Origin of the sequence: Tardiphaga alba (assembly GCF_018279705.1) — a bacterium.
Classification (GTDB): Bacteria; Pseudomonadota; Alphaproteobacteria; order Rhizobiales; family Xanthobacteraceae; genus Tardiphaga; species Tardiphaga alba.
On sequence record NZ_CP036498.1, the window covers coordinates 5,005,142 to 5,030,214 of the forward strand.

General features: G+C 63.5%; 24 protein-coding genes. 8 read left to right on the top strand and 16 right to left on the bottom strand.

Going from position 1 to position 25,073, the window contains the following annotated elements:
• Nucleotides 1-117 precede the first annotated feature (117 nt).
• The 3 genes from RPMA_RS23975 to RPMA_RS23985 all read right to left on the bottom strand — a co-directional run bounded on the left by RPMA_RS23975 (nucleotide 118) and on the right by RPMA_RS23985 (nucleotide 2,189).
• Nucleotides 118-507 carry a DUF3307 domain-containing protein gene (locus RPMA_RS23975; protein ID WP_211910157.1) on the bottom strand — a complete coding sequence of 130 codons (390 nt, stop codon included), beginning with the start codon at nucleotides 505-507 and terminating at the stop codon, nucleotides 118-120.
• Between the two features lie 71 nt (nucleotides 508-578).
• Complete coding sequence (locus RPMA_RS23980; protein WP_211910158.1) at nucleotides 579-1,508, bottom strand: DUF6537 domain-containing protein; 930 nt, start codon at nucleotides 1,506-1,508, stop codon at nucleotides 579-581.
• 15 nt (nucleotides 1,509-1,523) lie between these two features.
• Nucleotides 1,524-2,189, bottom strand: a complete 666-nt coding sequence (locus RPMA_RS23985) for a Crp/Fnr family transcriptional regulator (RefSeq protein WP_211910159.1) — start codon at nucleotides 2,187-2,189, stop codon at nucleotides 1,524-1,526.
• Between the two features lie 206 nt (nucleotides 2,190-2,395).
• Between RPMA_RS23985 and RPMA_RS23990 the strand changes: the two genes are divergently transcribed.
• The gene (locus RPMA_RS23990; RefSeq protein ID WP_211910160.1) at nucleotides 2,396-3,187 is read left to right on the top strand and encodes an enoyl-CoA hydratase/isomerase family protein; all 792 of its coding nucleotides are present in this window, start codon (nucleotides 2,396-2,398) and stop codon (nucleotides 3,185-3,187) included.
• 200 nt (nucleotides 3,188-3,387) lie between these two features.
• On the opposite strand, the gene RPMA_RS23995 is transcribed toward RPMA_RS23990, so the two are convergent.
• The 8 genes from RPMA_RS23995 to RPMA_RS24030 form a co-directional block, all read right to left on the bottom strand.
• On the bottom strand, nucleotides 3,388-4,065 hold the full coding sequence (locus RPMA_RS23995; protein WP_211910161.1) for a nitroreductase: 678 nt from the start codon (nucleotides 4,063-4,065) through the stop codon (nucleotides 3,388-3,390).
• 111 nt (nucleotides 4,066-4,176) lie between these two features.
• A complete protein-coding gene (locus RPMA_RS24000) occupies nucleotides 4,177-5,403 on the bottom strand; it encodes an acyl-CoA dehydrogenase (protein ID WP_211910162.1) in 1,227 nt (408 codons plus the stop codon).
• A 117-nt stretch (nucleotides 5,404-5,520) separates the two neighbouring features.
• Complete coding sequence (locus tag RPMA_RS24005; protein WP_211910163.1) at nucleotides 5,521-6,765, bottom strand: acyl-CoA dehydrogenase; 1,245 nt, start codon at nucleotides 6,763-6,765, stop codon at nucleotides 5,521-5,523.
• Nucleotides 6,766-6,942: 177 nt separating this feature from the next.
• Nucleotides 6,943-8,070 (bottom strand): acyl-CoA dehydrogenase family protein, encoded by a 1,128-nt coding sequence (locus RPMA_RS24010; protein ID WP_211910164.1) that lies wholly within the window; start codon nucleotides 8,068-8,070, stop codon nucleotides 6,943-6,945.
• Nucleotides 8,071-8,195: 125 nt separating this feature from the next.
• Nucleotides 8,196-10,067: an AMP-binding protein gene (locus RPMA_RS24015; protein WP_211910165.1), complete on the bottom strand. Its 1,872-nt coding sequence runs from the start codon at nucleotides 10,065-10,067 to the stop codon at nucleotides 8,196-8,198.
• Nucleotides 10,068-10,140: 73 nt separating this feature from the next.
• Nucleotides 10,141-10,944 carry an enoyl-CoA hydratase/isomerase family protein gene (locus RPMA_RS24020; RefSeq protein WP_211910166.1) on the bottom strand — a complete coding sequence of 268 codons (804 nt, stop codon included), beginning with the start codon at nucleotides 10,942-10,944 and terminating at the stop codon, nucleotides 10,141-10,143.
• A 144-nt stretch (nucleotides 10,945-11,088) separates the two neighbouring features.
• Nucleotides 11,089-11,847 carry an SDR family NAD(P)-dependent oxidoreductase gene (locus RPMA_RS24025; RefSeq protein ID WP_211910167.1) on the bottom strand — a complete coding sequence of 253 codons (759 nt, stop codon included), beginning with the start codon at nucleotides 11,845-11,847 and terminating at the stop codon, nucleotides 11,089-11,091.
• 233 nt (nucleotides 11,848-12,080) lie between these two features.
• Nucleotides 12,081-12,755 carry a TetR family transcriptional regulator gene (locus tag RPMA_RS24030; protein ID WP_211910168.1) on the bottom strand — a complete coding sequence of 225 codons (675 nt, stop codon included), beginning with the start codon at nucleotides 12,753-12,755 and terminating at the stop codon, nucleotides 12,081-12,083.
• A gap of 132 nt (nucleotides 12,756-12,887) precedes the next feature.
• Between RPMA_RS24030 and RPMA_RS24035 the strand changes: the two genes are divergently transcribed.
• From RPMA_RS24035 to RPMA_RS24045, 3 genes are all read left to right on the top strand, one after another.
• Nucleotides 12,888-14,063, top strand: a complete 1,176-nt coding sequence (locus tag RPMA_RS24035) for an acetyl-CoA C-acetyltransferase (RefSeq protein ID WP_211910169.1) — start codon at nucleotides 12,888-12,890, stop codon at nucleotides 14,061-14,063.
• A 204-nt stretch (nucleotides 14,064-14,267) separates the two neighbouring features.
• Nucleotides 14,268-15,812 (top strand): acyl-CoA synthetase, encoded by a 1,545-nt coding sequence (locus RPMA_RS24040; protein ID WP_211910170.1) that lies wholly within the window; start codon nucleotides 14,268-14,270, stop codon nucleotides 15,810-15,812.
• Between the two features lie 161 nt (nucleotides 15,813-15,973).
• Nucleotides 15,974-17,302, top strand: a complete 1,329-nt coding sequence (locus tag RPMA_RS24045) for a cobyrinate a,c-diamide synthase (RefSeq protein WP_211910171.1) — start codon at nucleotides 15,974-15,976, stop codon at nucleotides 17,300-17,302.
• 6 nt (nucleotides 17,303-17,308) lie between these two features.
• On the opposite strand, the gene RPMA_RS24050 is transcribed toward RPMA_RS24045, so the two are convergent.
• Nucleotides 17,309-18,151 (bottom strand): DUF1194 domain-containing protein, encoded by an 843-nt coding sequence (locus RPMA_RS24050; RefSeq protein WP_211910172.1) that lies wholly within the window; start codon nucleotides 18,149-18,151, stop codon nucleotides 17,309-17,311.
• A gap of 164 nt (nucleotides 18,152-18,315) precedes the next feature.
• On the opposite strand from RPMA_RS24050, the gene clpS reads away from it, so the two are divergent.
• Both clpS and RPMA_RS24060 read left to right on the top strand, forming a co-directional pair.
• Nucleotides 18,316-18,621, top strand: a complete 306-nt coding sequence (gene clpS / locus RPMA_RS24055; RefSeq protein WP_211910173.1) for an ATP-dependent Clp protease adapter ClpS — start codon at nucleotides 18,316-18,318, stop codon at nucleotides 18,619-18,621.
• A gap of 90 nt (nucleotides 18,622-18,711) precedes the next feature.
• A complete protein-coding gene (locus RPMA_RS24060) occupies nucleotides 18,712-19,473 on the top strand; it encodes a hypothetical protein (RefSeq protein ID WP_211910174.1) in 762 nt (253 codons plus the stop codon).
• Here the strand turns inward: RPMA_RS24060 and RPMA_RS24065 are convergent.
• The 4 genes from RPMA_RS24065 to fabI form a co-directional block, all read right to left on the bottom strand.
• Nucleotides 19,439-20,650 carry an adenylate/guanylate cyclase domain-containing protein gene (locus RPMA_RS24065; protein ID WP_211910175.1) on the bottom strand — a complete coding sequence of 404 codons (1,212 nt, stop codon included), beginning with the start codon at nucleotides 20,648-20,650 and terminating at the stop codon, nucleotides 19,439-19,441. The genes RPMA_RS24060 and RPMA_RS24065 overlap by 35 nt on opposite strands.
• Before the next feature lie 110 nt (nucleotides 20,651-20,760).
• Nucleotides 20,761-21,846, bottom strand: coding sequence for a chorismate synthase (gene aroC / locus RPMA_RS24070; RefSeq protein WP_211910176.1), 1,086 nt, complete (start codon nucleotides 21,844-21,846; stop codon nucleotides 20,761-20,763).
• Nucleotides 21,847-22,003: 157 nt separating this feature from the next.
• Nucleotides 22,004-22,603: a histidine phosphatase family protein gene (locus RPMA_RS24075; protein WP_211910177.1), complete on the bottom strand. Its 600-nt coding sequence runs from the start codon at nucleotides 22,601-22,603 to the stop codon at nucleotides 22,004-22,006.
• Nucleotides 22,604-22,727: 124 nt separating this feature from the next.
• On the bottom strand, nucleotides 22,728-23,549 hold the full coding sequence (fabI, locus tag RPMA_RS24080; RefSeq protein WP_211910178.1) for an enoyl-ACP reductase FabI: 822 nt from the start codon (nucleotides 23,547-23,549) through the stop codon (nucleotides 22,728-22,730).
• A gap of 238 nt (nucleotides 23,550-23,787) precedes the next feature.
• Between fabI and RPMA_RS24085 the strand changes: the two genes are divergently transcribed.
• Together RPMA_RS24085 and RPMA_RS24090 are read left to right on the top strand one after the other, a co-directional pair.
• Complete coding sequence (locus RPMA_RS24085) at nucleotides 23,788-24,276, top strand: sigma-70 family RNA polymerase sigma factor (RefSeq protein WP_211910179.1); 489 nt, start codon at nucleotides 23,788-23,790, stop codon at nucleotides 24,274-24,276.
• A gap of 17 nt (nucleotides 24,277-24,293) precedes the next feature.
• Nucleotides 24,294-25,070 carry an anti-sigma factor family protein gene (locus RPMA_RS24090; RefSeq protein WP_211910180.1) on the top strand — a complete coding sequence of 259 codons (777 nt, stop codon included), beginning with the start codon at nucleotides 24,294-24,296 and terminating at the stop codon, nucleotides 25,068-25,070.
• Nucleotides 25,071-25,073 lie beyond the last annotated feature (3 nt).

The following is a 25,073-nucleotide window of genomic DNA, read 5'->3' on the forward strand; positions in this document are numbered from 1 at the left end:
TAACGTGCGGTTAACCAACAGCCTTAACGGCCGTGTGCGACTCTTGCGCAACAGTGGTAAATATGGCAGTCGCGCCACACGCCTGACGCAAGATTGCCGCAGGTCTTGCCTGCCGCGTCAGCTGTTCGCGACGATGTAGATGGCGAGGAAGAAGCCGGTCAGGTGATGCAGGGCCTGATCGATACCGATCAGCCACCAGAACCAGCGCGAGGTCTGTGTGATCTCGAAATGCGCCACCAGCCATCCCTTGCATCGGTCGATGGTGATGTGAATCGCAAAATCAACGAGGCCGAGGAACCAGAGCTTTGGCTGCACGGCGGCGATGATCGCGGTGGTAAGAACGCCGTGGATCGCGCAATGAATGAGCAGCGGCAGCGCCCAGCCGGTCTTCTGGTCCTTGCCCATGGCAAGCCAGGCATTCTGCAGCACGAAGTCCGCGATCACGTGCTTCACGGTCAGCGCGAGCATCCAGCCGACAAGCCCGCCCAAAGCAATCGACGACGACATTGCAGGAAACACGCCAGTGCCCTTCTCACAGTCACGATGGTGGCTGGTCAGCCGCCGGTCGCTCGCCCCATTTATGACACCGCGGCGTCCGGAATGCACGCCATGGAACCAGGAAACTCACCGCTTCGTGTTGCGCCTTTTGCCACGGCCGCAACATGATCACCATCAATGCGCCAGCCGAAGCTCGCCGATCGCCTTGCGCAGCTGCTCGCCCTTCGGATCGCGGGAACCGCACGGGCACGGGTGATCGCGCCCGACAAATCAGCAATGTCCAGCGCGCCGTCGAAGCAGGGCTTGGCAAGGCCATCGATGATCTGGTGCCACGCCGCCATGCCGTGGCGATAGCCGGTGCCATAGCCCTCGATCATCGTCGCCGATTGCACCACGGCCTCGACCGCATCGGGCCGCATGGTCAGCGCACGATCGACCATGTGCAGCCAGCGCTCGACCCAGACGCGCTCGATCTCGTAGCGCGTGGACAGGCGCCGCCAGTGCCGCAACCACGCCTCGAATTCGAGGCGCTTGATACCGACGATGCTCGCTTTGCTGAAACGGATCTGCACCGTGCGATGCGCGCAATAGATGCGCTCCAGCAGCCGCATCGCCGGCTTGCCGACGATATCCGGCAGCGACGACATCAGCTCGTCCAAACGGAAGCGTCGTTTATCGACTACCGGCTTGCGGCCCGGCGTCACCGGCTCCTGCAGCTTCAATTGCGCGATGCGGATGGGATCGTGATAGCTCATGCGCTCGGCCAGCAACTGAGCGATCTCGCAAAACATAGCATCATCGACACCGCGCTTGCCGACGAAGCGGCGCAGCCGGTCGCAATAGAGCTGCGCATAGGCGGGGCTCTGATAGTCGATCAAGAGCGCCACGCTGTTCGCTGCGATCACCCGCACCGGCGCCGGCAAGCCCACGGGATACTCCACCGCGGCGACGTCATTGATGCCCGCGATTTCGCCGAGGGTCGAGCGAATGACATGGGTGAAGCCGGCCACGATGAATCCTGAACCTTACGCGGGCTGCACGGCAGGCACGGTGGCCGTGACCGGCGCATCGCGCTGCGACAGCCGCGCTTCCAGCGTGCCGATATTCTCGAACAGCCGCGCGCTGGCGAGGCGCAGGAAGAAGAATCCGAATTCCGGATTCTGCACATAGAGTTCTTCCACCTGCGCATAGGTCACGCTCAGCACGAGGCCCGCCTCGATACATTCCAGCGTCTGCGTGCGCTCTCCCATGGGCGACAGCATGCCGAGTTCGCCGACCAGCGCGCCGACCGGCAGTTCGATGCCGGACTCGACGAGGCGATAGCGGCCGGACACAATGTAGAACATCCGGTCGGCCTTCTCGTCCTTGTAGAACAGGATTTCGCCGGCATTGCATTTCTGCTTGGTCATGAACGGCTTCAGCCATTCCATCGACAGGTCCGAATTCACCGACTTCTTCACGTCGCGCACCAACTGCAGCATCTGGCGCAGGCGCCAAATATTCACCGGCAACAGCACGGCATGCAGCACCAGCGTCGGATAATTGTGCGTCGGGATCGAGATCGCGATCAGCAGCAGGTTGGCCATGATGCCGAACACCCGCAGCGGGATCATCGTCCGCATGGTGGCCGTCGCCACCACGAAGATCGTGGCCGCGGCGCTGCCGAAATGATGGAGATAGGACACATCCATGAGCGCGAACCGGATTTGAGAAAGCGACTGTTGTGTCCCCCGTCCGTGTGAAGGAGCGATGACCACAGACAGCGGCGTCTGCCATATAACCTGTCGGGTTAATATAGCTGGTCCTGCAACCTGTGAAAATGAGACGATCGGGCGTGAAGATTGACGCGCTCTCGCAGGACGGGCACCGTCACGCGCGTTTGAAGGAGCATAACAACATGTCGGAAACGACAGATACCGCCGACAATTCGGCCCCTATCCTGACCATCGACGGTCCCCGCGCCACCATTCGCCTGAACCGGCCAGCCAAGCTCAACCGGCTGTCACAGTCCGATCTCGATGAGTTGATGAGATTGTTCGACCGGGTGGAAGCCGACCCGTCCATCCGGGTGCTGGTGTTGACCGGGACCGGCCGCGCCTTCAGCGCCGGCTTCGACCTCACCGCCATCGCCGCCCGGGCGGCCAGCACGCCGGCGGACTCGTCATCCGGCTCTGCGTTCGAGGCGGTGGCCAACCGGCTGGAGGATCTCGGCGTGCCGACCATCTGCCGGCTCAATGGCGGCGTCTATGGCGGCTCCACCGACCTGGCACTGGCCTGCGATTTCCGCATCGGGCTCGACACCGCGGAGATGTTCATGCCGGCGGCGCGGCTGGGGCTGCACTATTACAAAGGCGGCATCAAACGCTATGTGAGCCGGCTCGGCGCCGACAATGCCAAACGGCTGTTCCTGACGGCCGAGAAGATCGACGCCCAGGAGATGCTGCGGATCGGCTACCTGACATCGATCGCGACGACGCGGGCGCTGGATGGCGAAGTGGACCGGCTGGCGACCATGCTGGGCGGCAACGCGCCGCTGGCGATGCGCGGCATGAAGCAGGCGATCAACGAATTCGCCCGCGGCGAGCTGGATGAAGCCGCTGCGGATCAACGGGCACGCGACAGCATGCGTGGGGACGAGATCAAGGAAGGGACGAAAGCGTTCGCGGAGAAGCGGGCGCCGCGGTTTTAAGGGTCACAGCAAGCGAAGGCACTCCTCTTCCTTCTCCCCTTGTGGGAGAAGGTGGCTCCGCGAAGCGGAGACGGATGAGGGGTATGGCTGGGCTCGGAGCGTGTGGCTACCCCTCACCCGTCTGCGCGCTAAGAAGCGCGCATCCACCCTCTCCCACCCTGCACAGCTTCGCTGTGCTTGGGGAGAGGGGAAGCGGAGTGTCACTCCACAAACGTCGCGACATCCCCGAGCTGCGCGCGGCTGGTGCGATAGCTGTTCACCTTGTGCGCCCCATCCGCATAGCCGAACGAGATCCCGCACACCACGCGACGATCATCCGCCATGCCAAAGTGCTTGCGCACCACGGCCGAATGAAACGCCAAGGCCGCCTGCGGCACCGTGGCGATGCCGAGCGCCTGCGCGGCCAGCATGAAGTTGTTGACGTAGCCGCCGCAATCCACCGCACCGTAGATGCCGAGCGCTTCATCTGACGTGATGATCGCCACATGCGGCGCGCCGAAGAAGTTGAAGTTCTGCAGCGCCTGTTCGGCATAGGCGGCCTTGTCGCCGCGCGCGATGCCGAGTGTGTTGTAGAGCTGGAAACCGCTCTCGCGACGGCGGTCGAGATAGACGCCGCGATATTCACGCGGAAACTCGAAATCGCCTGAACTCGGCGTGCCCGATGCAGCGACGGGATAAAGGACGTCGCGGAACTTCTTTGTGGCTTCGCCCGACGTGATCGTCACCTGCCAGGGCTGGCTGTTGCACCACGACGCCGTGCGCTGCGCGGCGGTGAGGATACGGTCGATCACCTCGCGCGGCACGGCATCAGCCTTGTAGGCGCGGCAAGAATAGCGATCGGCGAAAAGCGTTTCGAGAGTGGAAATAGCGTCGGTCATGTTGTCTTTCTTCGTAGCCCGGGTGGAGCGTAGCGTAACCCGGGGTCCGGCGTTTCAGCTATCTCGACATCCCCGGATTGCGCTGCGCTCCATCCGGGCTACGGGACGGAGTTAACGTCCCTTGGTCGGCACCTTGTTGAACGGCACGTCCTTATCGACGCGGATGTCACCGGGCAGGCCCAGCACGCGTTCGGCGATGATGTTGCGGAGAATCTCATCGGTGCCGCCAGCGATGCGCATCGAGGGCGAACTCAGGATCGTCGCCTGGAATTCGCCATGCGCTTCCGCATCCTCGCCGACCAGCGCGCCCGAGGCGCCCTGCAGATCGGCAGCGAACATGGCGATGTCCTGCATCATCATGCCCGACACCAGCTTGCCGATCGAATTTTCCGGCCCCGGACGTTCGCCCTTCGACAGCGCCGAGATCGAACGGTAGCTCGTATAGGTCAGGCCGGAATTCTTCACGGCCCAGCTTGCGAGCTTCGAGCGCACATTGGGATCGTTGATGGCGAGGCCATCCTCCAGCATCAGCTTGCTGCAATAGTCGAACAGTTCCAGGAAACCGGTATGGACGCGGGCGCCGATGGACATGCGCTCATTCATCAGCGTGGTCAGCGACACGTTCCAGCCATCGCCGACGGCGCCGAGACGCTGGCTGTCCGGAATGCGCACATTGGTGAAGAACACCTCGTTGAATTCCTGCATGCCATTGGCCTGCTTGATCGGCTTCACCTCGACGCCTTCGCTCTTCATGTCCAGGAAGAACATGGTGAGGCCCTTGTGCTTGGGCACATTGGGATCCGTGCGGGTGATCAGGATGCCGTAATCCGAATAATGCGCGCCGGAGGTCCAGATCTTCTGGCCGTTGATGATCCAGTCGTCGCCGTCCTTCTCCGCGCGCGTGCGCAGGCCCGCGACGTCGGAACCGCCGGCGGGCTCGGAGAACAGCTGGCACCAGACTTTTTCGCCTGACGCGAGCGGCGGCAGATATTGGCGCTTCTGGTCTTCGGTCGCATAGGCCATCACGGTGGGGCCGCACATGCCCTGGCCGATGGCAAAGGGGCGCGAGAGCTTGTCATAGACGCCCTCCTCCTGCTGCCAGATCACGCGCTCGATGGGCGTCGAACCGCGACCGCCATATTCCTTCGGCCAATGCAGGCAGGCCCAGCCGGCCTCGGCCTTCTTCTTCTGCCAGGCCTTGGAATCACCGAGCATCGAGTCGCGCTTGGCGTTGGGATCGGACAGAGCTGCATGCAGCTCCTTCGGTGCATTGGCAGCGATCCACTTGCGCGCGATGGCGCGGAATTCGGCTTCCTGCGGCGTGTCATCGAAATTCATCGGTCTCGTCTTTCTCGGTTCTCGTAGCCCGGATGGAGCGAAGCGCAATCCGGGAATGTCGAAATTGTTGAAACGCCGGTCCCCGGATTTCGCTGCGCGCCATCCGGGCTACGGGAGCTATCGTCCCCTTGTGGGGATCTTGTTGAACGGCACGTCCTTGTCGACGCGGATGTCCCCGGGCAGGCCCAGCACGCGCTCCGCGATGATGTTGCGCAGGATCTCGTCGGTGCCGCCCTCGACGCGTGTCGCCGGTGAGCGCAGCAGCATCGCCTGGAATTTGCCGGCGACCTCCGCATCCTCCGGGCTGTTCAGCACACCGGCAGCGCCCTGCAGGTCGAGCGCATAGGTCGCGACCTCCTGGGTCATGGCGCCGGCGACCAGCTTGCCGATGGAATTCTCCGGCCCCGGCCGCTCGCCGCGCGAGAGCGCCGAGATCGAACGGAAGCTTGTATAGCGCAGGCCCGACGCACGCACGGCGTAGGTTGCGAGCCTGGAGCGCACGGCAGGATTGTCGATCGCCGGGCCATCCTCCAGCGTGAGGTTGCTGACGAAGTCGAACAGTTCGGGGAAACCGGTCGCGACGCCGGCGCCGATCGCCATGCGCTCATTCATCAGCGTGGTGAGCGACACATTCCAGCCATCGCCGACCGCGCCAAGGCGCTGGTGATCGGGAATGCGGACATCTGTGAAGTAGACTTCGTTGAATTCGGACTGCCCGTTGGCCTGCTTGATCGGCTTGATCTCGACGCCGGGGCTCTTCATGTCCAGGAAGAACATGGTGAGGCCCTTGTGCTTGGGCACGGTGGGGTCGGTGCGGGTGATCAGGATGCCGTAGTCGGAATAATGTGCACCCGATGTCCAGATCTTCTGGCCGTTGATGACCCAGTCGTCGCCGTCCTTCTCCGCGCGCGTGCGCAGGCCGGCCACGTCGGAGCCACCGGCGGGCTCGGAGAAAAGTTGGCACCAGACCTTTTCGCCGGAGGCGAGCGGCGGCAGATAATGGCGCTTATGCTCTTCCGAGGCATAGGCCATCATGGTCGGGCCGCACATGCCCTGGCCGATGATGAAGAGCGCGCCGAGCTTGCCGAACACGCCCTCTTCCTGCTGCCAGATCACCCGCTCGATGGGCGATGCGCCGCGCCCGCCATAGTCCTTCGGCCAGTGCGGCACCGCCCAGCCGGCATCAGCCTTCTTCTTCTGCCAGACCTTTGCGACCTCGAGGATATTGGCATGTTTGAGCTGGACGCGGCCGAGCGAGGCCTTCTTCAGCTCATCGGCATATTCATGCGGCGCATTGGCCGCGATCCATTCACGCGCCTTGGCGCGAAATTCCGCTTCTTGCGGAGTATCATCGAAGTTCATCTGTCTCGGTCCTTCTTCCTTCTCCCCCAAGCACAGCGAAGCTGTGCAGGGTGGGAGAAGGTGGCGCCGCGTAGCGGCGACGGATGAGGGGTAATGCAGGGCTCGGAGTTTGTGGTACCCCTCACCCGTCCGCGCTTCGCGCGGCCACCCTCTCCCACAAGGGGAGAGGGAAAAAGATTAAGCCGCGTTCTTCTGGCGCATGCGTTCGATCAGCTGGTCTTCCCAATAGCTCAGCGAACCCAGGCCGACCGCGATCGCATTCGAGCGGCGATAATAAAGATGGCAGTCGAACTCCCAGGTGAAGCCCATGCCGCCATGGACCTGGATATTGTTCTTGGAGCAATGCTGGAACGCCTGCGTGGCGCTGATGCGCGCAGCAGCGGCGGCTTCCGGGAGTTCGGCGGCGTTGGTGGAAAGCGCCCAGGCGCCGTAATAGCAATTCGAGCGTGCCAGCGTCGCCGAGACATACATGTCGGCGAGCATGTGCTTGACCGCCTGGAACGAACCGATCTGGCGGCCGAAGGCGATACGATCGAGCGCATAGTCGCGGCCCATTTCCAGCGCGCGGTCGGAGCCGCCGACCTGCTCGAAGCCGACCAGCACGGCGGCGCGGTCCAGCACCTGCGAGAGGATGCTCCAGCCTTCAGCGGCGTTGCCAAGCGGCTCGGCCTTGACATTGGTGAAGGTGATCTCGGCCTGGTTGCGCGAGGGATCGATGGAGGTCAGCGCCTTGGCCTCGACACCCTCAGAGGTGAGATCGACCAGGAACAGCGCGATATCGCTGTCGCGGCCGGTAGACGCGGTGCGTGCGGCAACGATGGCGAAATCGGCGATGGCACCGTCAGCGACGGGCTTCTTGGTGCCGTTCAGCACGCCGTTCGACGCGGTGAGCTTGATTGCCTTCGGCGACGGATTACCGGTGCCCTCGAACAAAGCCAGCGTGCCGACCGCATGGCCCTGCGCGATGGCCGGCAACCACTTCTGCTTCTGCGCATCGGAGCCGGCCAACAAAAGCGCTTCGGCAGCGAGATAGACCGTGGAGGAGAACGGCACCGGCGCCAGCGCGCGGCCCATTTCCTCGGCAATCACGCAGAGTTCGAGATGGCCTGCGCCCGAACCGCCGTAAGCCTCCGGAATGGCAACGCCGAGGAAGCCCATATCGGCAAGGCCCTTCCAGAGTTCGCGATCATAGGGCGCCTGACCATCGATCACCGCGCGCACCGCCTTCGGCGGGCACTTCTCGGTGAGGAAGCGGCGGGCCTCGTCGCGGAGCTGCTTCTGGTCGTCGGAGAAATCGAAGTTCATGGCGGTACACTCTGCGTTAGCGGTTATCTCGTAGCCCGGATGAAGCGAAGCGCAATCCGGGCACCGGCGTTTCAGTTAGTTCGGCTGTCCCCGGATTTCGCTGCGCTCCATCCGGGCTACAGACGTCATTTCAGCACGATCACATCCTCACCCGGATGCTGCGCATAAAGCTCGGCCATCTGCGCGGCACGGCGTTCGAGGCCGGCACGCTGGTTGATGTAGCCCTTGTCGGTGAGTTCGTTGCCGTCGATGGACGGCGGCTCGACGAGGAACATCGCCCGCGCGATGCGACGGCTGCTGGCTCCGACCGAGGCCGCGTTATGCGCGCGAAGACCGTCCTTGAAACAAGCCAGCACTTTTGGGTGCTTTACCACATCGGCAAAACTCGCTTCGGGCTGCTCGATGAGCAACCGGCACGCCGGCAGGTTCGGCCAGGCGAGCACGCCGATAAATTCGCGGTCCTGTCCGGTGATCAGCGCATCCTGCACCACGGGCGTTGCGGCCGCGATGATATCGGTGCGCAGCGAGCCGACATGGACGAAGGTGCCGGTGGTGAGCTTGAAATCCTCGACCACGCGACCGGAGAAGATCAGGCCCTTCACCGGATCATTGTCGTCAACGAACACGCCGGCATCGCCGATCTTGTAGAAACCTTCTTCATCGAAGGCGGCCTTGGTGAGATCGGGCTGATTGTAATAACCCGGCATCACATTGATGCCGCGCAGGCGCAGCTCATATTTCGCATCCACCGGCACCATCTTCAATTCGACGCCGGGAAACGGCAGGCCGATCAGGCCGACGCGCTCGGTGTCCCAATAGGTGCCGGTCGAGGTCGGCGACGTCTCGGTGCAGCCCCAGCCGGTATAGAACACGATGCGTTCGCCAGTGGTGCGCACGGCCAGCGCCTGCATCCGCTCATAGAGATCGTCAGGGAGACGCGCGCCGCCGTAAGCCATCAGACCGATATTTTTGAAGAACGACTGAGCCAATGCCGCGTCCTTCTCCATGGCACCGGCGATGGCGGCATAGCCGGCGGGAACATTGGCGTAATAGCTCGGTGAGATTTCGCGCAGGTTGCGCAGCGTCTCGTCGATCATGCCCGGCATCGGCCGACCGTCATCGATATAGAGCGAGCCGCCATCGACCAGCAGCGGATTGAACAGCGCATTGCCGCCCATGGTGTGATTCCACGGCATCCAGTCGAGATAGACCGGCGGCTGCGCATCGGGCTGGCGCGGCCGCGTCTGCATCATCTGCGCGGCATTGGCGCACATCATCCGCTGGGTGTTGATCACCGCCTTCGGCATGCCGGTGGAGCCGGAAGTGAACAGCAGCTTGCCAACGGTATCGGGTGTGATCGCCGCGATCGAGGCTTCGACATCGGCGGTGACCTTCGTCGCAGCCATGTCGGCAAAGGACACGCTCGCAATGCCTTCCGGCGGCCGCGCGACATGGATCACCTTGATGCCGGTGAGATCCAGCGCGTCGAGCGCCTTCTGGAAGGTCGGGCCATCCTGCACCATGATGGCGGCCGGCTTCACCAGATCGAACAGATATTTGAGCTTAAGGTGATCCTGGCTCATCAGCGAATAGGCCGGCGAGACCGGCGCTGCCGGCAACCGCGCCTGCATCGCCGCCATGGTCATCAGCGCATGCTCGATGGAATTGCCGGAGAGGATCGCAACCGGCCCTTCCGCGGGCAGCTTCATGTCGAGCAGCGCCTGCGTGAGGCCATCGACGGTGCGCTTGGCTTCGGCGTAGGGGACACGACGCCACTGCCGGTCGTCACCGGCGCGCTGCGCCAGCCAGGTGAGATCCGGACGTTCTTTCGCCCATTTCGCCAGCGGCGCGGCGAGATGCGGCTCGTAATCGATCAATGGCACGCGCGACTTCATGACGATGACGCCATCGGGACGGCGTTCGACAGCGATGTCGCGCTCCATCCAGTGCACCTTGCGGAAGGCGGGCTTTGTCTGCGCCGCGGCTTGCACGTTCATTGCGTTCCTCCCAGAACGGCTTTGCCGACCACAGTCTCCTTGTTCGGACCTCGTGTCGGCATCATTATTGGCCTCAGCGCGTGACGTAGATCGGCTTGCGTTTCTCGATGAAGGCGCGGATGCCCTCCTCGAAATCCTCCGACCGGCTGCACAGCACCTGATTGCGGTCTTCCATCGCGATCACGGCTTCGATCGAGCCGGCATCCACCGCCATGTTGATGCATTCCTTCGACAGCCGCAGGCCCACCGGCGACGCCGAGATCATCGCATCGATGTAGGGCGCTGCGGCAGCGTCGAGCTCGCCATCCGCGACGACCTCGGAGACGAGGCCGACGGCCAGCGCGCGGTCCGCATGGATGAAGCGGCCGGTGAGGATGAGTTCGGATGCGACGGAGACGCCAACGAGGCGCGGCAGGAAATAGCTGGTGCCGATATCGCAGCCGCCGAGGCCGAGTTTGATGAAGGCGCAGTTCATGCGCGCCGATTTCGACGCGATGCGGATGTCGGCGGCGAGCGCGAGCGCAAAGCCGCCCCCGGCGGCCGCGCCCTGCACCAGCGCGATGATCGGCTGCGGGCAGCGGCGCATCAGCATCACGATGTCGGCGATGCGGCGCTGGCTGTCGAGCGACTCGGTGACGGTGCGTGGCGCGTTCTGGCCGCGCGATTGCATCGCATGCTTGAGATCGAGCCCGGCGCAGAAATTGGCGCCAGCGCCCTTGAGGACGACGACACGCGTCTTGCGGTTGCGCTGCAGGCCTTGAAAGTATTCGTTGAGCGCGTCGATCAGCGCGGGATCGAGCGCATTGAGCGCCTCCGGGCGATTGAGCGTCACCCGGTCCACGCCGTCGTCATGTTCGATCAGCAGTGGGGATGCCACCTGTGTTACTCCTCACCCGTCTTGTTGCGCATTCGAGGCGCTTATCGCTGTTTCCGTCGTCATTGCGAGCAAAGCGAAGCAATCCAGTCTTTCTTCAGTGAAACTCTGGATTGCTTCGTCGCTTCGCTCCTCGCAATGACGAGGTTACCGCGGAGCCATACGGATCGCGCCGTCGAGACGGATCGTCTCGCCGTTCAGCATCGGGTTCTCGACGATGTGAACCGCGAGATTGCCGTATTCCGACGCGTCGCCGAGGCGGGCCGGATGCGGCACCTGGGCGCCCAAGCTGGCGCGGGCTTCTTCATTGAGGCCCATCAGCAGCGGCGTCAGGAACAGGCCCGGCGCAATCGTGTTGACGCGGATCTTTGACGAGGCAAGGTCTCGTGCTGCCGGCAGCGTGAGGCCGACGACGCCGCCCTTCGAGGCGGAGTAAGCGATCTGGCCGATCTGACCTTCATAGGCCGCAACCGACGCGGTGTTGATGATGACCCCGCGCTCTTCGCCGATCGCTTCTGCGGTGGCGAGCTGCTCGGCGAACAGACGCAGGCAGTTGAAGGTGCCGATCAGGTTCACCATGATCACATTGGTGAACTTGTCCAGGGGATAGACGCCCTGCTTGCCGACGATGCGCTGCGAACCGCCGATGCCGGCGCAGTTCATCAGCACGCGCGCGGTGCCATGCGCAGCCGAAGCCTTGGCGAGCGCAGCCTTCACATCGGCTTCGCTGGTGACGTCACCGACGCAGGCGACGCCCTTGATCTCGGCGGCAACCTTCTCGGCATTGTCGGCGGCGCGATCGAACACGGCGACCTTGGCGCCCTTGGCGGCCATCGCGTGTGCGGTCGCGGCGCCGAGGCCCGAGCCACCGCCAGTGATGAATACGGCTACGTCTTTAAGCTGCATGGGAAGAGCCTTTCCTTGGGCGTTTCTGGTATTTTCTTGGATCGTTGAGTCGCGAAGAGAAAAAGAAGAAATGGTCCTTGGGCGTTTCTTATTGGTCTTGAACTGCAGGCTTGATGGAATCTGTTCCGATTGTTCTTGTTCTTCTTGTTGTTGTTTTTGTTAGGTTCCTTGGGCGTTTCCTCAAGTTTCTTGTCTTGCAGTGTTTCCTTGGGCCGTTTCTTCTTGAGCTGTGATCAGCGGGCTTTGGCGCCCGCTTTCTTGTTTGTGAGCATGCCGTCGAGCAGCAGCATTTCGAGATGCGCCACATAGGCGCGGCACACATCATCCGTCACCGGGCCGACGCCGATGGCGCGCGACATGGCATGACGACTGAAGAAGAGATTGTCGCAAGCGCCGATCAGGCTGGTGTAGAACAGCACGGGATCGACCACGCGGAATTCGCCGGCCTTGTGGCCCGCGGCCAGCAGGCGGCGATGGAAGCTCAGCAGCGGCCCGACGAAGAATTTTGACACTTCATCCGCCGACTTGTCGCTGCTTTCATGCAGCAAATAGTGGATCAACCGGTTCATGTAAGGAGACTGGTTGTAGGCCTTGATGATGCCGCCGATATGCAGCCGCAGTTTTGCCGTGGCCGAAATCGGCTGCGCCAGCAGGAATTCCAGATTGGTCATCTCTGTGGCGGCGTCGCGTTCGAGCAGCGCCAGCAGGAGACCTTCCTTGTTGCCGAAATGATATTTCACAAGCGCAGCATTGACGCCCGATTGCTGGGCAATCTCACTCAGCGACACCTCGATGGAGTTGCTGGAGATCATCAGCTCGCTCGCCGCGAGCAAAAGCTTGTCCGCGGTCGGATTCTTGCCGACCGGGTGACGCACTGACGCCTGGGATGGGCTGGGTTGAGCTGCCATGGGAGCCGCAGATAATACGAACATGCGACCGCACTCAAGAGTTAATTGACCGATTGACTAAAAGAGATGCGCCCCTTTTAATCCGCCCAGTTTCACACCCCACCACAACAACAAGATTCAAGGGAGATCGCCATGGCCGAGGCCTATATCGTCGCCGCCGCACGTACCGCAGGTGGCCGCAAGGGTGGCCGGCTGGCCGGATGGCATCCGGCAGATCTCGCGGCGTCCGTGCTGAATGCGCTGGTCGATCGCGCCGGCGTCGATCCCGCTCTGGTGGATGACGTGATCATGGGCTGCGTCGGCCAGGGCGGCGAACAGGCCGTCAATGTGGCGCGCAATGCCGTGCTCGCATCGAAATTGCCGGAAAGCGTGCCGGGCACCTCGATCGACCGCCAATGCGGTTCGTCGCAGCAGGCGCTGCATTTCGCGGCGCAGGCGGTGATGTCCGGCGCCATGGATATCGTCATCGCCTCCGGCGTCGAGAGCATGACCCGCGTGCCGATGGGCTCGCCCAGCATCCTCGCCTCCAAGGCCGGCATGGGCAATTACATGAGCCCCAACATCCAGGCGCGCTATCCGAACATCCAGTTCAGCCAGTTCACCGGCGCCGAAATGGTGGCGCAGAAATACGACCTGTCGAAGGATCATCTCGACAGCTACTCATATGAGAGCCACCAGCGCGCCATCGCGGCGACGGAAGCCGGACGCTTCAAGGACGAGATCGTCCCGCTGCAGATCACCCGCGCCGACGGCTCCACCGATACCCATCACATCGACGAAGGCATCCGCTTCGATGCCACGCTGGCCGGCATCAAGGGCGTCAAGCTGATCAACGAGAATGGCGGCCGCCTGTCGGCAGCATCGGCCAGCCAGATCTGCGACGGCGCGTCCGGCGTTCTCGTGGTCAATGAAAAGGGCCTGAAGCAGCTCGGCGTGAAGCCGCTGGCGCGCATCCACCATATGAGCGTGATGGGCGGCGATCCTGTGATCATGCTGGAAGCACCGCTGCCGGCGACCAAGCGCGCGCTGGAAAAGGCCGGCATGAAGATCGACGACATCGATCTGTTCGAGGTCAATGAAGCCTTCGCGTCGATCCCGACCGCCTGGCTGAAGGCGACCGGCGCCGATCCGGCACGGCTGAACGTCAATGGCGGCGCCATTGCGCTCGGCCATCCGCTCGGCGGCTCCGGCACCAAGCTGATGACTACGCTGGTGCATGCGCTGAAGCAGCAGAACAAGCGCTACGGCCTGCAGACCATGTGCGAAGGCGGCGGCATGGCCAATGTGACGATCGTGGAGCGGCTCTGACGCTCTTCTCTTCCTTCCCTCTCCCCTTGTGGGAGAGGGTGGCCGCGCGCAGCGCGGACGGGTGAGGGCAGCCGCAAGCTCTGAGCCCAACCGTACCCCTCATCCGTCACGGCCTTCGGCCGTGCCACCTTCTCCCACAAGGGGAGAAGGAAGAAACAAAAGACGAGCGGGCCAACCCGCCGATCCTTCCAAGAGGAAACACCCATGACGCATCCGTCGATTCACGCGAAGTCTCATCCCGACAAGATCGCCTATCGCATGGCCGGCTCCGGTGCCGCCCTCACCTATCGCGAACTGGACGAGCGCTCCAATCGCGGCGCGCATCTGTTCCGATCGCTCGGCCTCAAGGCTGGCGATCACATCGCCCTGCTGATGGAGAACCGGCTTGAATTCATGGAGATCTGCTGGGCCGCGCAGCGCGCGGGGCTCTATTACACCGCCATCAGCCGCTATCTCACCGCCGACGAGATCGCCTATATCGTGCAGGATTGCGGCGCCCGCGTGGTCATCACATCGGAGCAATGCGCCGACGTCATCGCGCCCCTGATCACCAATGCGGCCGAGCCGGTGTTCTACATCGTCGATGGTTCGCAAGCCGGCTTTCGCGACTGGAACACGGCGCTCGCGACGCAGCCGACCACGCCGATCGCCGACGAGATCGCCGGCTATGACATGCTGTATTCCTCCGGCACCACCGGCCGCCCGAAAGGCATCAAGCGCGCCTCGGACAATTCGCCGATCGACGTGCCGAATCCGTTCCTGAAGCTGTTGTGCGCCACCATGTGCGGCATGACCGAGGACAGCATCTATCTGTCGCCGGCGCCGCTCTATCACGCGGCACCTCTACGCTTCAACATGATGGCGATCACGCTCGGCGGCACGTCGGTGATCATGGAGAAGTTCGACGCCGAGAAATTCCTGGAGCTGGTGCAGAAACACAAGATCACCCAGTCGCAGCTGGTGCCGACCATGTTCGTGCGCATGCTGAAACTGCCCGACGAGATCCGCCAGCGCTACGACGTCTCGTCGCTGAAAGGCGCGATTCATGCGGCGGCGCCCTGCCCAGTCGATGTGAAGGCGAAGATGATCGACTGGTGGGGACCGATCCTGATCGAATATTACGCCGGCTCCGAAGGCAACGGCGTCACCGTGTCGAATTCGCAGCAATGGCTGAGCCATCGCGGCACCGTCGGCAAGGCGGTCGTCGGCAGCGTGAAGATTCTCGACGAGGAGGATCAGGAGCGCCCGACCGGCGAGATCGGCACCGTCTATTTCGCGGATACGCCGGTGTTCAGCTATCACAACGATCCCGAGAAGACGAAGAAGGCGTATAATCCGCGCGGCTGGTCCACGCTCGGCGACGTCGGCTATGTCGATGACGAGGGCTTCCTCTATCTCACCGACCGCAAGTCCTACATGATCATTTCCGGCGGCGTGAACATCTATCCGCAGGAAACGGAGGATGTGCTGATCACCCACCCGGAGGTGGCGGATGTGGCTGTCTTCGGCGTGCCCAATGACGAGATGGGCGAAGAGGTGAAGGCCGTCGTCCAGCCGCACAGCATGGACCGCGCCGGGCCTGCGCTCGAAGCCGAGCTGATCGCCTTCTGCCGCAAGCATCTGTCGCCGATCAAATGCCCGAAGAGCATCGACTTCGAATCGGAACTGCCGCGCACGCCAACGGGCAAACTGGTGAAGCGCCATCTGCGCGACAAATACTGGCCGAAGAAGGAAACGGCGACGGCGTAAGACGCATGTGCGTCTGTTGAAACACCGTCATGCCCGGGCTTGTCCCGGGCACCCACGTCTTGGTGTTTGGCTAAGACGTGGATGGCCGGGACGGGCCCGGCCATGACGGAGCTTTGGGTCGCCTCCTTGCGATGTTTTCTCCACCGCAGTAATCCACCGCGATGCTGCGCACCTCCCCACCCACCGGCCTCCTGATCTCCGCCATCCGCTCCGGTGCCGGCAAGACGACGGTGACGCTGGGCCTGCTGGCGGCACTGGCGCGGCGCGGCATCCGGCTGCGTGCAGCCAAGGCCGGGCCTGATTACATCGACCCCGCATTTCATGCCGCAGCCACCGGCGTGGCTTGCATCAATCTCGATAGCTGGACCATGTCGCCGCCGCTGCTGCAGGCGCTGATGGCGCGGGCGACGGCGGGCGCCGATCTGGTCGCGGTCGAAGGCGTCATGGGCCTGTTCGACGGCGTGCCGGCCGCCAATGGTCGCAACGGCTCGAGCGCCAGCATTGCTGCACAGTTTGGGCTGCCTGTGATCCTCGTGCTCGACGTCACCGCGCAATCGCAATCGGCCGCCGCCGTGGTGCGCGGCTTTGCAACGCATCACCCGGATGTGCGCATTGCAGGCGTCGTGCTCAATCGTGTCGGCAGCGCGCGGCATCGCAAGCTGATCACGGATGCCATCGCGGCGCTGGACATTCCGGTCGTCGGCGCCGTGCCGCGCGATGCGGCTTTCGCTCTACCGGAGCGCCATCTGGGTCTGGTGCAAGCCGGCGAGCATGGCGATCTCGCCAGACGCATCACGGCCCTCGCCGACATGGCGGAGGCCCATCTCGATCTCGATGCGATCCTCGCGCTGGCCGCGCCGATCGACACATCGCTGGCCCGCTCCAGCACGCCAGCCCTGCCGCCACCTGGCCAGCGCATCGCGCTCGCGTCCGATGCCGCATTCAGTTTCATCTATCCGCATCTGATCGATGGCTGGCGTGATGCCGGCGCCGAAATCGTCCGCTTTTCGCCGCTGGCGGATGAAGCGCCACCCGAAGACTGCGACAGCTGCTGGCTGCCGGGCGGCTATCCCGAACTTCATGCCGGCGCGCTGGCGGCGGCAACAACCTTCCGCGACGGCCTCGCCCGCTTTGCGCAAACGCGTCCGGTGCATGGCGAATGCGGGGGCTACATGGTGCTGGGCGAAGGGCTGGAAGACGCCGATGGGCATCGCCATGCGATGACCGGGCTACTCGGTCACACCACAAGCTTCCAGAAGCGAAAGCTGCATCTCGGCTATCGCGAGGCAAAGCTGGTGGCGGACAGCGCGATCGGATCAGCGGGCGCGATTATCCGCGGCCATGAATTCCACTACGCCTCGCTCACCGACATCGGCCGCGATGAACCGCTGGTCGATCTCGTCAATGCGGATGGCCAGCCTCTGCCAGAGCGCGGCGGACGGCGCGGACATGTCACGGGCACATTCTTTCACGCGATCGCGACAGCGTAGAGCGCTTCACCGCCCCCAGCGATCCTGCCAGATCTTTTCGCCGACCATGCAATTCACCCGCGGTTCGCGCGCGGCTGCGGGGATGATCTTCGCATAGGGCAGCGCGATTCCGGCGACTTCCATCACCAGCTTGGTGCGGATGGCTTCCTTGAACTTGTCGCGTTCCTTGATCGGCACCACGAAGGAGCCTGGCCCGCCGATCACGCAATCCTCGTAGTACCAATCGAGATTCTCGATATCCATGGTCGAATAGGACAGCTCCTTCGCCATGATGGGCAGGCCGTTGATGATGATGCCCTTCTCCACCGCCGCATCGCGCGCGATGGTGACCGGTCCGCCATTGTTGTTCGGCCCATCGCCGGAGATATCGATCACCCGCCGCATGCCGCGCAGGGCGTTTTCCTCGAACAGCGGCATCGCGTAATTGATGGCGCCGGAGATCGAGGTCCGCGACGCCCGGCGGATCGGCGCCTTCATGATCTCGGCGGCGACGGCATCGGCGGATTCCGGCCCGTCGATGACGCGCCAGGGGATGACGACCTTCTGGTCATTGGCCGCCGCCCATTCGAAATAGGTGACGGCGATCTTGCCATTCGGGCCGGTCTTCAGCGCGGCCAGGAATTCCTTGGAGACGATCGCCTGGGCATAGCCCTCGCGCTGTATCGCCAGCTCGTCCATGTCCATCGAGTAGGACACGTCCACCGCCAGCACCAGTTCGACATCGACGACAGGCTCGGGCTTGCTCTGGGCCCATTGCGGCTTCAGGCCGGTGGCGGCCACACTCGTCACATCGCCACCGAGCATCGCCCCGGCGACAAGTACCGCTCCAATCGAGACACACCAGCGCATTGCGGCCCTCCCGTTTGTGAGTCGAATGGTGACACGCAAATGACGCGCCGCAAAGCGGGAACCGCGCGGGTGCTTCACAATCAGGTCAGCATTGCAGCGCGCGATGGTGCGATTATATTCGGGGCTCTCACAGCGCGCTTTGCCACCCGCCCGCGCGAGGTTTCATGCCCGACAGCACGATCAAGCCGCAGACCAAGGCGAAGCCGAAGGTCGAGCGGCCAAAATTATACAAGGTCATTCTCGTCAATGACGACTACACGCCGCGTGAATTCGTCGTCCGCGTGCTGAAGGCGGAATTCCGCATGTCCGAGGATCAGGCCGCCAAGGTGATGCTGACCGCCCATCAACGGGGCGTCTGCGTGGTGGCCGTGTTCACGCGCGACATCGCCGAAACCAAGGCGACGCGGGCGACCGATGCCGGGCGCGCGAAGGGCTATCCGCTCCTGTTCACGATCGAGCCCGAGGAATAGCCGGCGGAGACCCGGCCGGTCGCCGCCGATCGTTACAATTTGAATTGCCTTTGCTACCCCGGCTTCATCGCCGGCCGGTAGCATGGCGCCATGACCTCCCTGCTCCGCCAACGCGCACTGTCCGGCTCGCAGCCGACCTTCGGCCCGCTGCGCTTCATCGAAGCACTGCCATGGATCGTGCTGGCGGCGGCCTTGCGCGTCATCGCCTTCAGCGGCGGGCCCGTTGCGCTTTTTGCGGTGATCGGGGCCTCGATCGCCATCCTGCAGGCTTTCATTGCCGTGGCGCGGCGCTCGATCGAACTGGCCGATGGCCAGACCGATCTCGGCAATCTGACGCTGAAGGACGAACTTCGGCTATCGCTGCGCATCCTCGGCCTGATCGCGCTCCTGATGGCCATCGGCGTTGTGTCGGTGATCTGGACCGGCAATGCAGGCCTGAGCGGCAGCATGATCGCCGGCCTGGACGGCATGGCCTTCGACCAGTTCACCCATCTCGGCAAGTTTTGGAGCGCCACCGTCGCGGCGCTGGTGCTGCTGATGCTGCTGCATGCCGAGCGCCATGCCGGGCGCATCAACCTGCTCGATGTGATCGGGGAGCTGATCGACCGCTGGCGCTGGTTCGGCGGCGCCATCGTCGTGCTCGGCGGCTTCTATTTCGGTCTCAGCCTGACCCAGGGCGTCGTCCGCACCGCCATCTGGGCGACTTGGCAGGGCGAGACCTCGCAGACCTTCCTGCGCAATCTCGTCTTCTTCGTTTTTATCTTCAGCTTCGCGATGATCCGGCTCTGGATCACGCTGACGGTCCTGACCTGGGGACTCAGACAGTCCTACTGGCACGCCCAGCAGGATTGAGGTCTTCATCCGCAAGACCATAGACGCGCTCGGCCTTCGCGAACCCCGCGATCGGAAACTCGCCCAAATCAGCCCAGTCGGCCGCGCTCGCATCGGCAAAGGCGGACGATGCCACCACGGTCCGCGAAAGCTTGCCGGCGATCTTCTCCAGCCGCGCAGCGAGGTTCACGGCCGGCCCGATGCAGGTGAAATCCACCCGATCGCCGCCGCCGATATTGCCATACAGCACCTTCCCCACATGCAGCGCGAGGCCGAAGCGGAACTGCTCCTCGGCGAGATTGGTCCCGGCCCAGCGCAATTGCGCGACGGCCGCGCGTGACGCGCGCGCCGCTTCCAGCACGCGGCCGCAGACGGAAGTCAGGTCCCCCTCATCCTCGGCCACGGGAAACACCGCCAGCAACCCGTCGCCCATGAATTTCAGGACTTCGCCGCCCTGCGCCAGAATCGCCGGCACCTGGCAATCGAAATAGCTGTTGAGGATATCGACGACATGTTCCGGCTGCAGCCGGTCCGACAGTGCGGTGAAGCCGCGCAGGTCCGACAGCCAGATCACCGCCTGCATGGTCTCGGTATGGCCGCGCCGGATTTGGCCGGCAAGAATGCGCTCGCCGGCGCGGGCACCGACATAGTTGTCGAGCAGTCCGGATGCGGTGCGGCGAAGCAGATGGATTTCGATCATGCGCGTCAGCGACGGCATGATCCGGCGCAGCGCATCCAGTTGCCCGTCAGAGAAGCCATCGGGATGGCGCGTGGTCCAGCTCGACGCATGGGTCTCGCCGTCGGACATATGCAGCGGCAGCGCGATATAGTCGGTGTTGCCCTCGGCGCGCAGGTCGGTGAGGATCGGGATGTTGCTCGCCGTGTCGGCGTTGATCCGGTGCCGCACCTCGGTGCCGTGATAGAACACCTGACGCAGCGGGCTGAGCAGGAATTCGTCGCCCTCATCCTCGCCATGGGCCATGGAGCCGATCTGCAGTTCACCCCCGGCGCGCCAGATGAAATTGCGCCCCAGCATGCTCGGATGCAGCGTGCGGACGAATACGCCGACGCGAAACAGCGGAATGCCGCTGGCGACCATCCGCTCGCAGGTTTCGGCCATGAAGCGGTCGGTGCGCACAGCCGAACGGGCGCCGTCAGCGAGCCAGGTAATGAGATCGTTGAGCTGCGTGTCGTTCATGCAGCAGGGAGCTTAGCGCGTAGCCCGGATGGAGCGAAGCGTAATCCGGGGACCGGCGAACTATTAAAGCTCTGATTCCCAGATTGCGCTTCGCTCCATCCGGGCTACGACTACCCCACCTGCCCGCGATGCCTGATGAAGTGATCCGCGATCACGCAGGCGACCATGGCTTCGGCCACCGGCACGGCGCGGATGCCGACGCAGGGATCATGGCGCCCCTTGGTGAGGATGTCCGTGTCGGTGCCGGCGCGATCCACCGTCTTGCGCGGCGACAGGATCGACGAGGTCGGCTTCACGGCAAATCGCGCAATGATCGACTGGCCGGTGGAAATGCCGCCGAGGATGCCGCCGGCATGGTTCGACATGAAGGTCGGCCCGTTATTGCCCATCCGCATCTCGTCGGCATTTTCCTCGCCGGTGAGTGCTGCGGCATCGAAACCATCGCCGATCTCGACACCCTTTACGGCATTGATGCTCATGAGCGCTGCGGCAATGTCGCTATCGATCTTGCCGTAAATCGGAGCGCCGAGACCAGCAGGAACGCCATCGGCCACCACCTCGATCACAGCCCCGATGGAGGAGCCGGATTTGCGGATGCCGTCGAGATAATCGGCATAGAACGCCGCCTTCTCCGCATCGGGGCAGAAGAACGGATTGTTACCGACCTCCTCCCAATTCCAGTTTTCGCGTGCGATCTTGTGCGGCCCCATCTGCACCAGAGCGGCGCGGACATTCACGCCCGGCAACACCTTGCGCGCAATCGCGCCGGCGGCCACGCGGGTCGCCGTCTCACGCGCCGAGGACCGGCCACCGCCGCGATAGTCGCGCAGGCCGTATTTCGCTTCATAGGTGAAGTCGGCATGGCCGGGACGGAATTTGTCCTTGATCTCCGAATAGTCCTTGGAGCGCTGGTCGGTATTCTCGATCAGCAGCGCGATCGGCGTGCCCGTCGTCACCTGCACACCCGTCTGCGGATGCGCCATCACGCCGGACAGGATCTTCACCGCATCGGGCTCCTGCCGCTGCGTGGTGAAACGCGACTGGCCGGGACGGCGACGGTCGAGGTCGAGCTGGATCTCCGCCGCCTCCAGCGGGATCATCGGCGGGCACCCATCGACCACGCAGCCGATCGCCGGCCCATGGCTCTCGCCAAAGGTGGTGACGCGGAACATATGGCCGAAGGTGTTGTGGGACATGGGATTTCCGGAAACGATTTAGCGATTTCGCTACGTTTCGTAGCCGCATGTCACCGAAATCGCAACAAACGCCGTCATGGCCGGGCTCGTCCCGGCCATCCACGCCTTTGCGAAGCCGAAGACGTGGATACCCGGCATTCGCCGGGCATGACGGAGTTTAAGCGAACTTCTCCAGCCCGTCCGCGCTGAACACATAGACCGCGCCTTGCTGGATCGGCAGTTCCGCCACGCCGTCGGGCGTATCCAGTCCCAGCGCCACCATCAGCGCGCGGCAGGTGCCGCCATGGGCGACGGCGACCACGTCTCCGGTCAGCTCCGCCGCCCAGGCGCGAACGCGTTCCTCGACCTGCACATAGCTCTCGCCGCCCGGCGCCGGCAGCGTCCATTTCTGGGTCAACCGCGCGGCGTAAAGCTCCGGCTTGTCAGCCTGCTGCTGCGGCAACGTAAAGCCTTCCCAGTCGCCATAGCCGATCTCGCGCAGGCGATCGTCGAGCGCGTAGTCGCCCACCGGAATGGCAAGCTCGGTGCGCACCAGCTCCATGGTGTTGCGCGCGCGGCCGAGCGGGCTCGCGACAAAGGACACATCGCGATGGGTGCGATTGTGGCGCGCCAGCAGATCCTTCAGCACGCCGCCGGCATGGGTCGCCTGCTCGCGGCCGAGATCATTGAGCGGAATGTCCTTGGAGCCCTGAAAACGGCCCAGGGCATTCCACTCCGTCTGGCCGTGGCGGATGTAATAGATGACCGGCTTTTGCATGGAGCGTGCTCAGACATTTCAGGTCGTCATTGCGAGGAGCGCAGCGACGAAGCAATCCAGAGGCCGCAAGCGAAGACTGGATTGCTTCGCTGCGCTCGCAATGACGACGGAAAAGAGCGGAGTCTTACTCTCCGCTGCCCATGCGGATGTCCGGCGCGTCCGGCACTTTGGTGCCGAGCACGTGATAGCCGGCATCGACGTGATGCACTTCGCCGGTGACGCCGCTCGACAGGTCCGAGAGGAAATACATCGAGCTCTGGCCGACTTCGTCTATGGAGACGTTCTTGCGCAGCGGCGCATTCACTTCGTTGTACTTCAGCAGGTAGCGCGAGTCCGCGATGCCCGCGAAAGCCAGCGTCTTGATCGGGCCGGCCGAGATCGCATTGACGCGGATGCCCTTCGCGCCGAGATCGGCGGCGAGATAGCGCACGCTGGCTTCAAGAGCTGCCTTGGCGACGCCCATGACATTGTAGTTCGGCATCCACTTCTCGGCGCCGTAATAGGACAGCGTGACGATGGAGCCACCTTCGGTCATCAGCTTCTCGGCGCGCTGGGCGATCGCGGTCAGCGAGTAGCAGGAGATCAGCATGCTCTTGCTGAAATTCTCCGCCGAGGTGTCGACATAGCGGCCTTCAAGCTCGTTCTTGTCCGAGAAGGCGATGGCGTGGACGACGAAATCGATCTTGCCCCACTTTTCCTTCAGGCGATCGAATACCGCATCGATGGTGGCGGGATCCGTGACGTCGCAATGGCCGAGCAGTTCGGCGCCGAGTTCGGCAGCCAGCGGCTCGACCCGCTTCTTCAGCGCATCGCCCTGATAGGTCAGCGCGATTTCGGCACCCTGGGCCTGGCACGCCTTGGCGATGCCCCAGGCGATGGAGCGGTTGTTGGCGACGCCCAGAATGACACCACGCTTGCCCTTCATCAGGCCTGACACTTCGCTCATATCGCCTCCGTTTTCGCTGGCCGGCGGGTTTCCGCACCGAACCCAAAATCTGGCCTTTGGGGTACACCAGCACTGCCGCAGGGTATAGCCCCAAAGTGCCGGGATCGAGGCCTGTTCACCATCTCCGCCGGCGCCGGAATAGATGCCCGCACAAGGTGTTATGATGGATGCGGCACATGTCACCGCGCCAAAATACCGATGGACCTCATCCCGGATCCCAGCCTATGGCGACAGCCTCATGAACGCGTTCCGCGAAGGTGTGGAAAGCATGATCCCGGCGTTGCGGCGTTATGCCCGCGCGCTGGCTCGCGATACCGACATTGCCGATGACCTCGTGCAGGACACGCTGGTGCGCGCGTTGCGCTCCGAGCGGCTGTTCATCGGCGGCGACCTGCGCAGCTGGCTCTACACGATCCTGACCAACCTGAACCGCAATCGCCGCCGCTCGTTGGCGCGAAAGCCGGTGTTCACCGAACTTTACGATAACAATGCCGATGCATCGGGCACCGAAGCCGAAGGGCGCGACATCACGCGCGCTTTGGCAGCACTTGTGGAGGAGCAGCGCGCGGTGTTGCTGCTCGTGATGCTCGAAGGGCTCAGCTATCGCGAGGTCGCCGACATCCAGGGCGTGCCGATCGGCACCGTGATGTCGCGCCTCGCCCGTGCCCGTGCCCATGTCAAAGCCTATCTCGACGGCGAGCGCCCGGCGCTCCGCGCGGTCAAGTGATTTCAGAGGAACCGGAAATGACCGACCCGAAAATCCCCGTCACCGAAGACGAACTGCACGCCTTCGTCGATGACGAATTGCCGACCGAGCGCCGCGCCGATGTGGAAGCCTGGCTGGCCGCGCATCCGGACGATGCCGAGCGCGTGCGCTCCTGGCGCAGTATGGCCGATCTCCTTCATGCGCGTTACGACGCGGTGGCCGAGGAGCCGGTGCCGCAGCGCCTCGAACTCGAGCGCCTGACGCGGCAGTCGCAATCGCGGTCGTGGATCTACGGCGCCATTGCTGCGGCCCTCGTCGCCTTCATTGCCGGCGGCAGCGTCGGCTGGTTGGCGCATGGCGCCTCCGCGTCATCGCCGAGCTTCCGGACCTTTGCGCTGGATGCGCTCGATGCCCATCGCACCTATGTGGTGGAAGTCCGTCATCCCGTCGAAGTCGCAGGCAACGAGCGTGCGCATCTGCAGCAGTGGCTGTCGAAGCGCGTCGGCTATGCCATCAAGGCGCCGGATCTCGACTCGAGCGGCCTGAAGCTCGTCGGTGGACGCCTGTTGCCCGGCCCTGATGCGCCGGCCGCGTTCTTCATGTACGAGACCGCCAGCGGCGAGCGTTTCACGCTGTATACATCGCGCGCCAAAACCGACACGACCTCGATGCGCTACGCCTCGCAGGACAAGGACGGCGCCATGTTCTGGGCCGACAAGGGCGTTGGCTATGTGGTGTCAGGCACATCCGACAAGGAGCGCCTGAACACGGTGGCGCGGGCGATCTACGATCAGACGGATAAGGTGGGCGGGTGAGTT

What these genes read in the sequence shown, in the direction of transcription:
- RPMA_RS24050 (WP_211910172.1), bottom strand. Translation starts at nt 18,151, where the DNA reads ATGCGCTGGTGTGTCTCGATTGGAGCGGTACTTGTCGCCGGGGCGATG.
- RPMA_RS24010 (WP_211910164.1), bottom strand. Translation starts at nt 8,070, where the DNA reads ATGAACTTCGATTTCTCCGACGACCAGAAGCAGCTCCGCGACGAGGCC.
- RPMA_RS23995 (WP_211910161.1), bottom strand. Translation starts at nt 4,065, where the DNA reads ATGACCGACGCTATTTCCACTCTCGAAACGCTTTTCGCCGATCGCTAT.
- aroC (WP_211910176.1), bottom strand. Translation starts at nt 21,846, where the DNA reads ATGTCCCACAACACCTTCGGCCATATGTTCCGCGTCACCACCTTTGGC.
- RPMA_RS24030 (WP_211910168.1), bottom strand. Translation starts at nt 12,755, where the DNA reads ATGGCAGCTCAACCCAGCCCATCCCAGGCGTCAGTGCGTCACCCGGTC.
- RPMA_RS23985 (WP_211910159.1), bottom strand. Translation starts at nt 2,189, where the DNA reads ATGGATGTGTCCTATCTCCATCATTTCGGCAGCGCCGCGGCCACGATC.
- clpS (WP_211910173.1), top strand. Translation starts at nt 18,316, where the DNA reads ATGCCCGACAGCACGATCAAGCCGCAGACCAAGGCGAAGCCGAAGGTC.
- RPMA_RS24085 (WP_211910179.1), top strand. Translation starts at nt 23,788, where the DNA reads ATGAACGCGTTCCGCGAAGGTGTGGAAAGCATGATCCCGGCGTTGCGG.
- RPMA_RS23975 (WP_211910157.1), bottom strand. Translation starts at nt 507, where the DNA reads ATGTCGTCGTCGATTGCTTTGGGCGGGCTTGTCGGCTGGATGCTCGCG.
- RPMA_RS24065 (WP_211910175.1), bottom strand. Translation starts at nt 20,650, where the DNA reads ATGAACGACACGCAGCTCAACGATCTCATTACCTGGCTCGCTGACGGC.
- RPMA_RS24000 (WP_211910162.1), bottom strand. Translation starts at nt 5,403, where the DNA reads ATGAATTTCGATGACACGCCGCAGGAAGCCGAATTCCGCGCCATCGCG.
- RPMA_RS24005 (WP_211910163.1), bottom strand. Translation starts at nt 6,765, where the DNA reads ATGAACTTCGATGATACTCCGCAAGAAGCGGAATTTCGCGCCAAGGCG.
- RPMA_RS24060 (WP_211910174.1), top strand. Translation starts at nt 18,712, where the DNA reads ATGACCTCCCTGCTCCGCCAACGCGCACTGTCCGGCTCGCAGCCGACC.
- RPMA_RS24025 (WP_211910167.1), bottom strand. Translation starts at nt 11,847, where the DNA reads ATGCAGCTTAAAGACGTAGCCGTATTCATCACTGGCGGTGGCTCGGGC.
- RPMA_RS24045 (WP_211910171.1), top strand. Translation starts at nt 15,974, where the DNA reads ATGCTGCGCACCTCCCCACCCACCGGCCTCCTGATCTCCGCCATCCGC.
- RPMA_RS23990 (WP_211910160.1), top strand. Translation starts at nt 2,396, where the DNA reads ATGTCGGAAACGACAGATACCGCCGACAATTCGGCCCCTATCCTGACC.
- RPMA_RS24015 (WP_211910165.1), bottom strand. Translation starts at nt 10,067, where the DNA reads ATGAACGTGCAAGCCGCGGCGCAGACAAAGCCCGCCTTCCGCAAGGTG.
- RPMA_RS24075 (WP_211910177.1), bottom strand. Translation starts at nt 22,603, where the DNA reads ATGCAAAAGCCGGTCATCTATTACATCCGCCACGGCCAGACGGAGTGG.
- fabI (WP_211910178.1), bottom strand. Translation starts at nt 23,549, where the DNA reads ATGAGCGAAGTGTCAGGCCTGATGAAGGGCAAGCGTGGTGTCATTCTG.
- RPMA_RS24035 (WP_211910169.1), top strand. Translation starts at nt 12,888, where the DNA reads ATGGCCGAGGCCTATATCGTCGCCGCCGCACGTACCGCAGGTGGCCGC.
- RPMA_RS24090 (WP_211910180.1), top strand. Translation starts at nt 24,294, where the DNA reads ATGACCGACCCGAAAATCCCCGTCACCGAAGACGAACTGCACGCCTTC.
- RPMA_RS24040 (WP_211910170.1), top strand. Translation starts at nt 14,268, where the DNA reads ATGACGCATCCGTCGATTCACGCGAAGTCTCATCCCGACAAGATCGCC.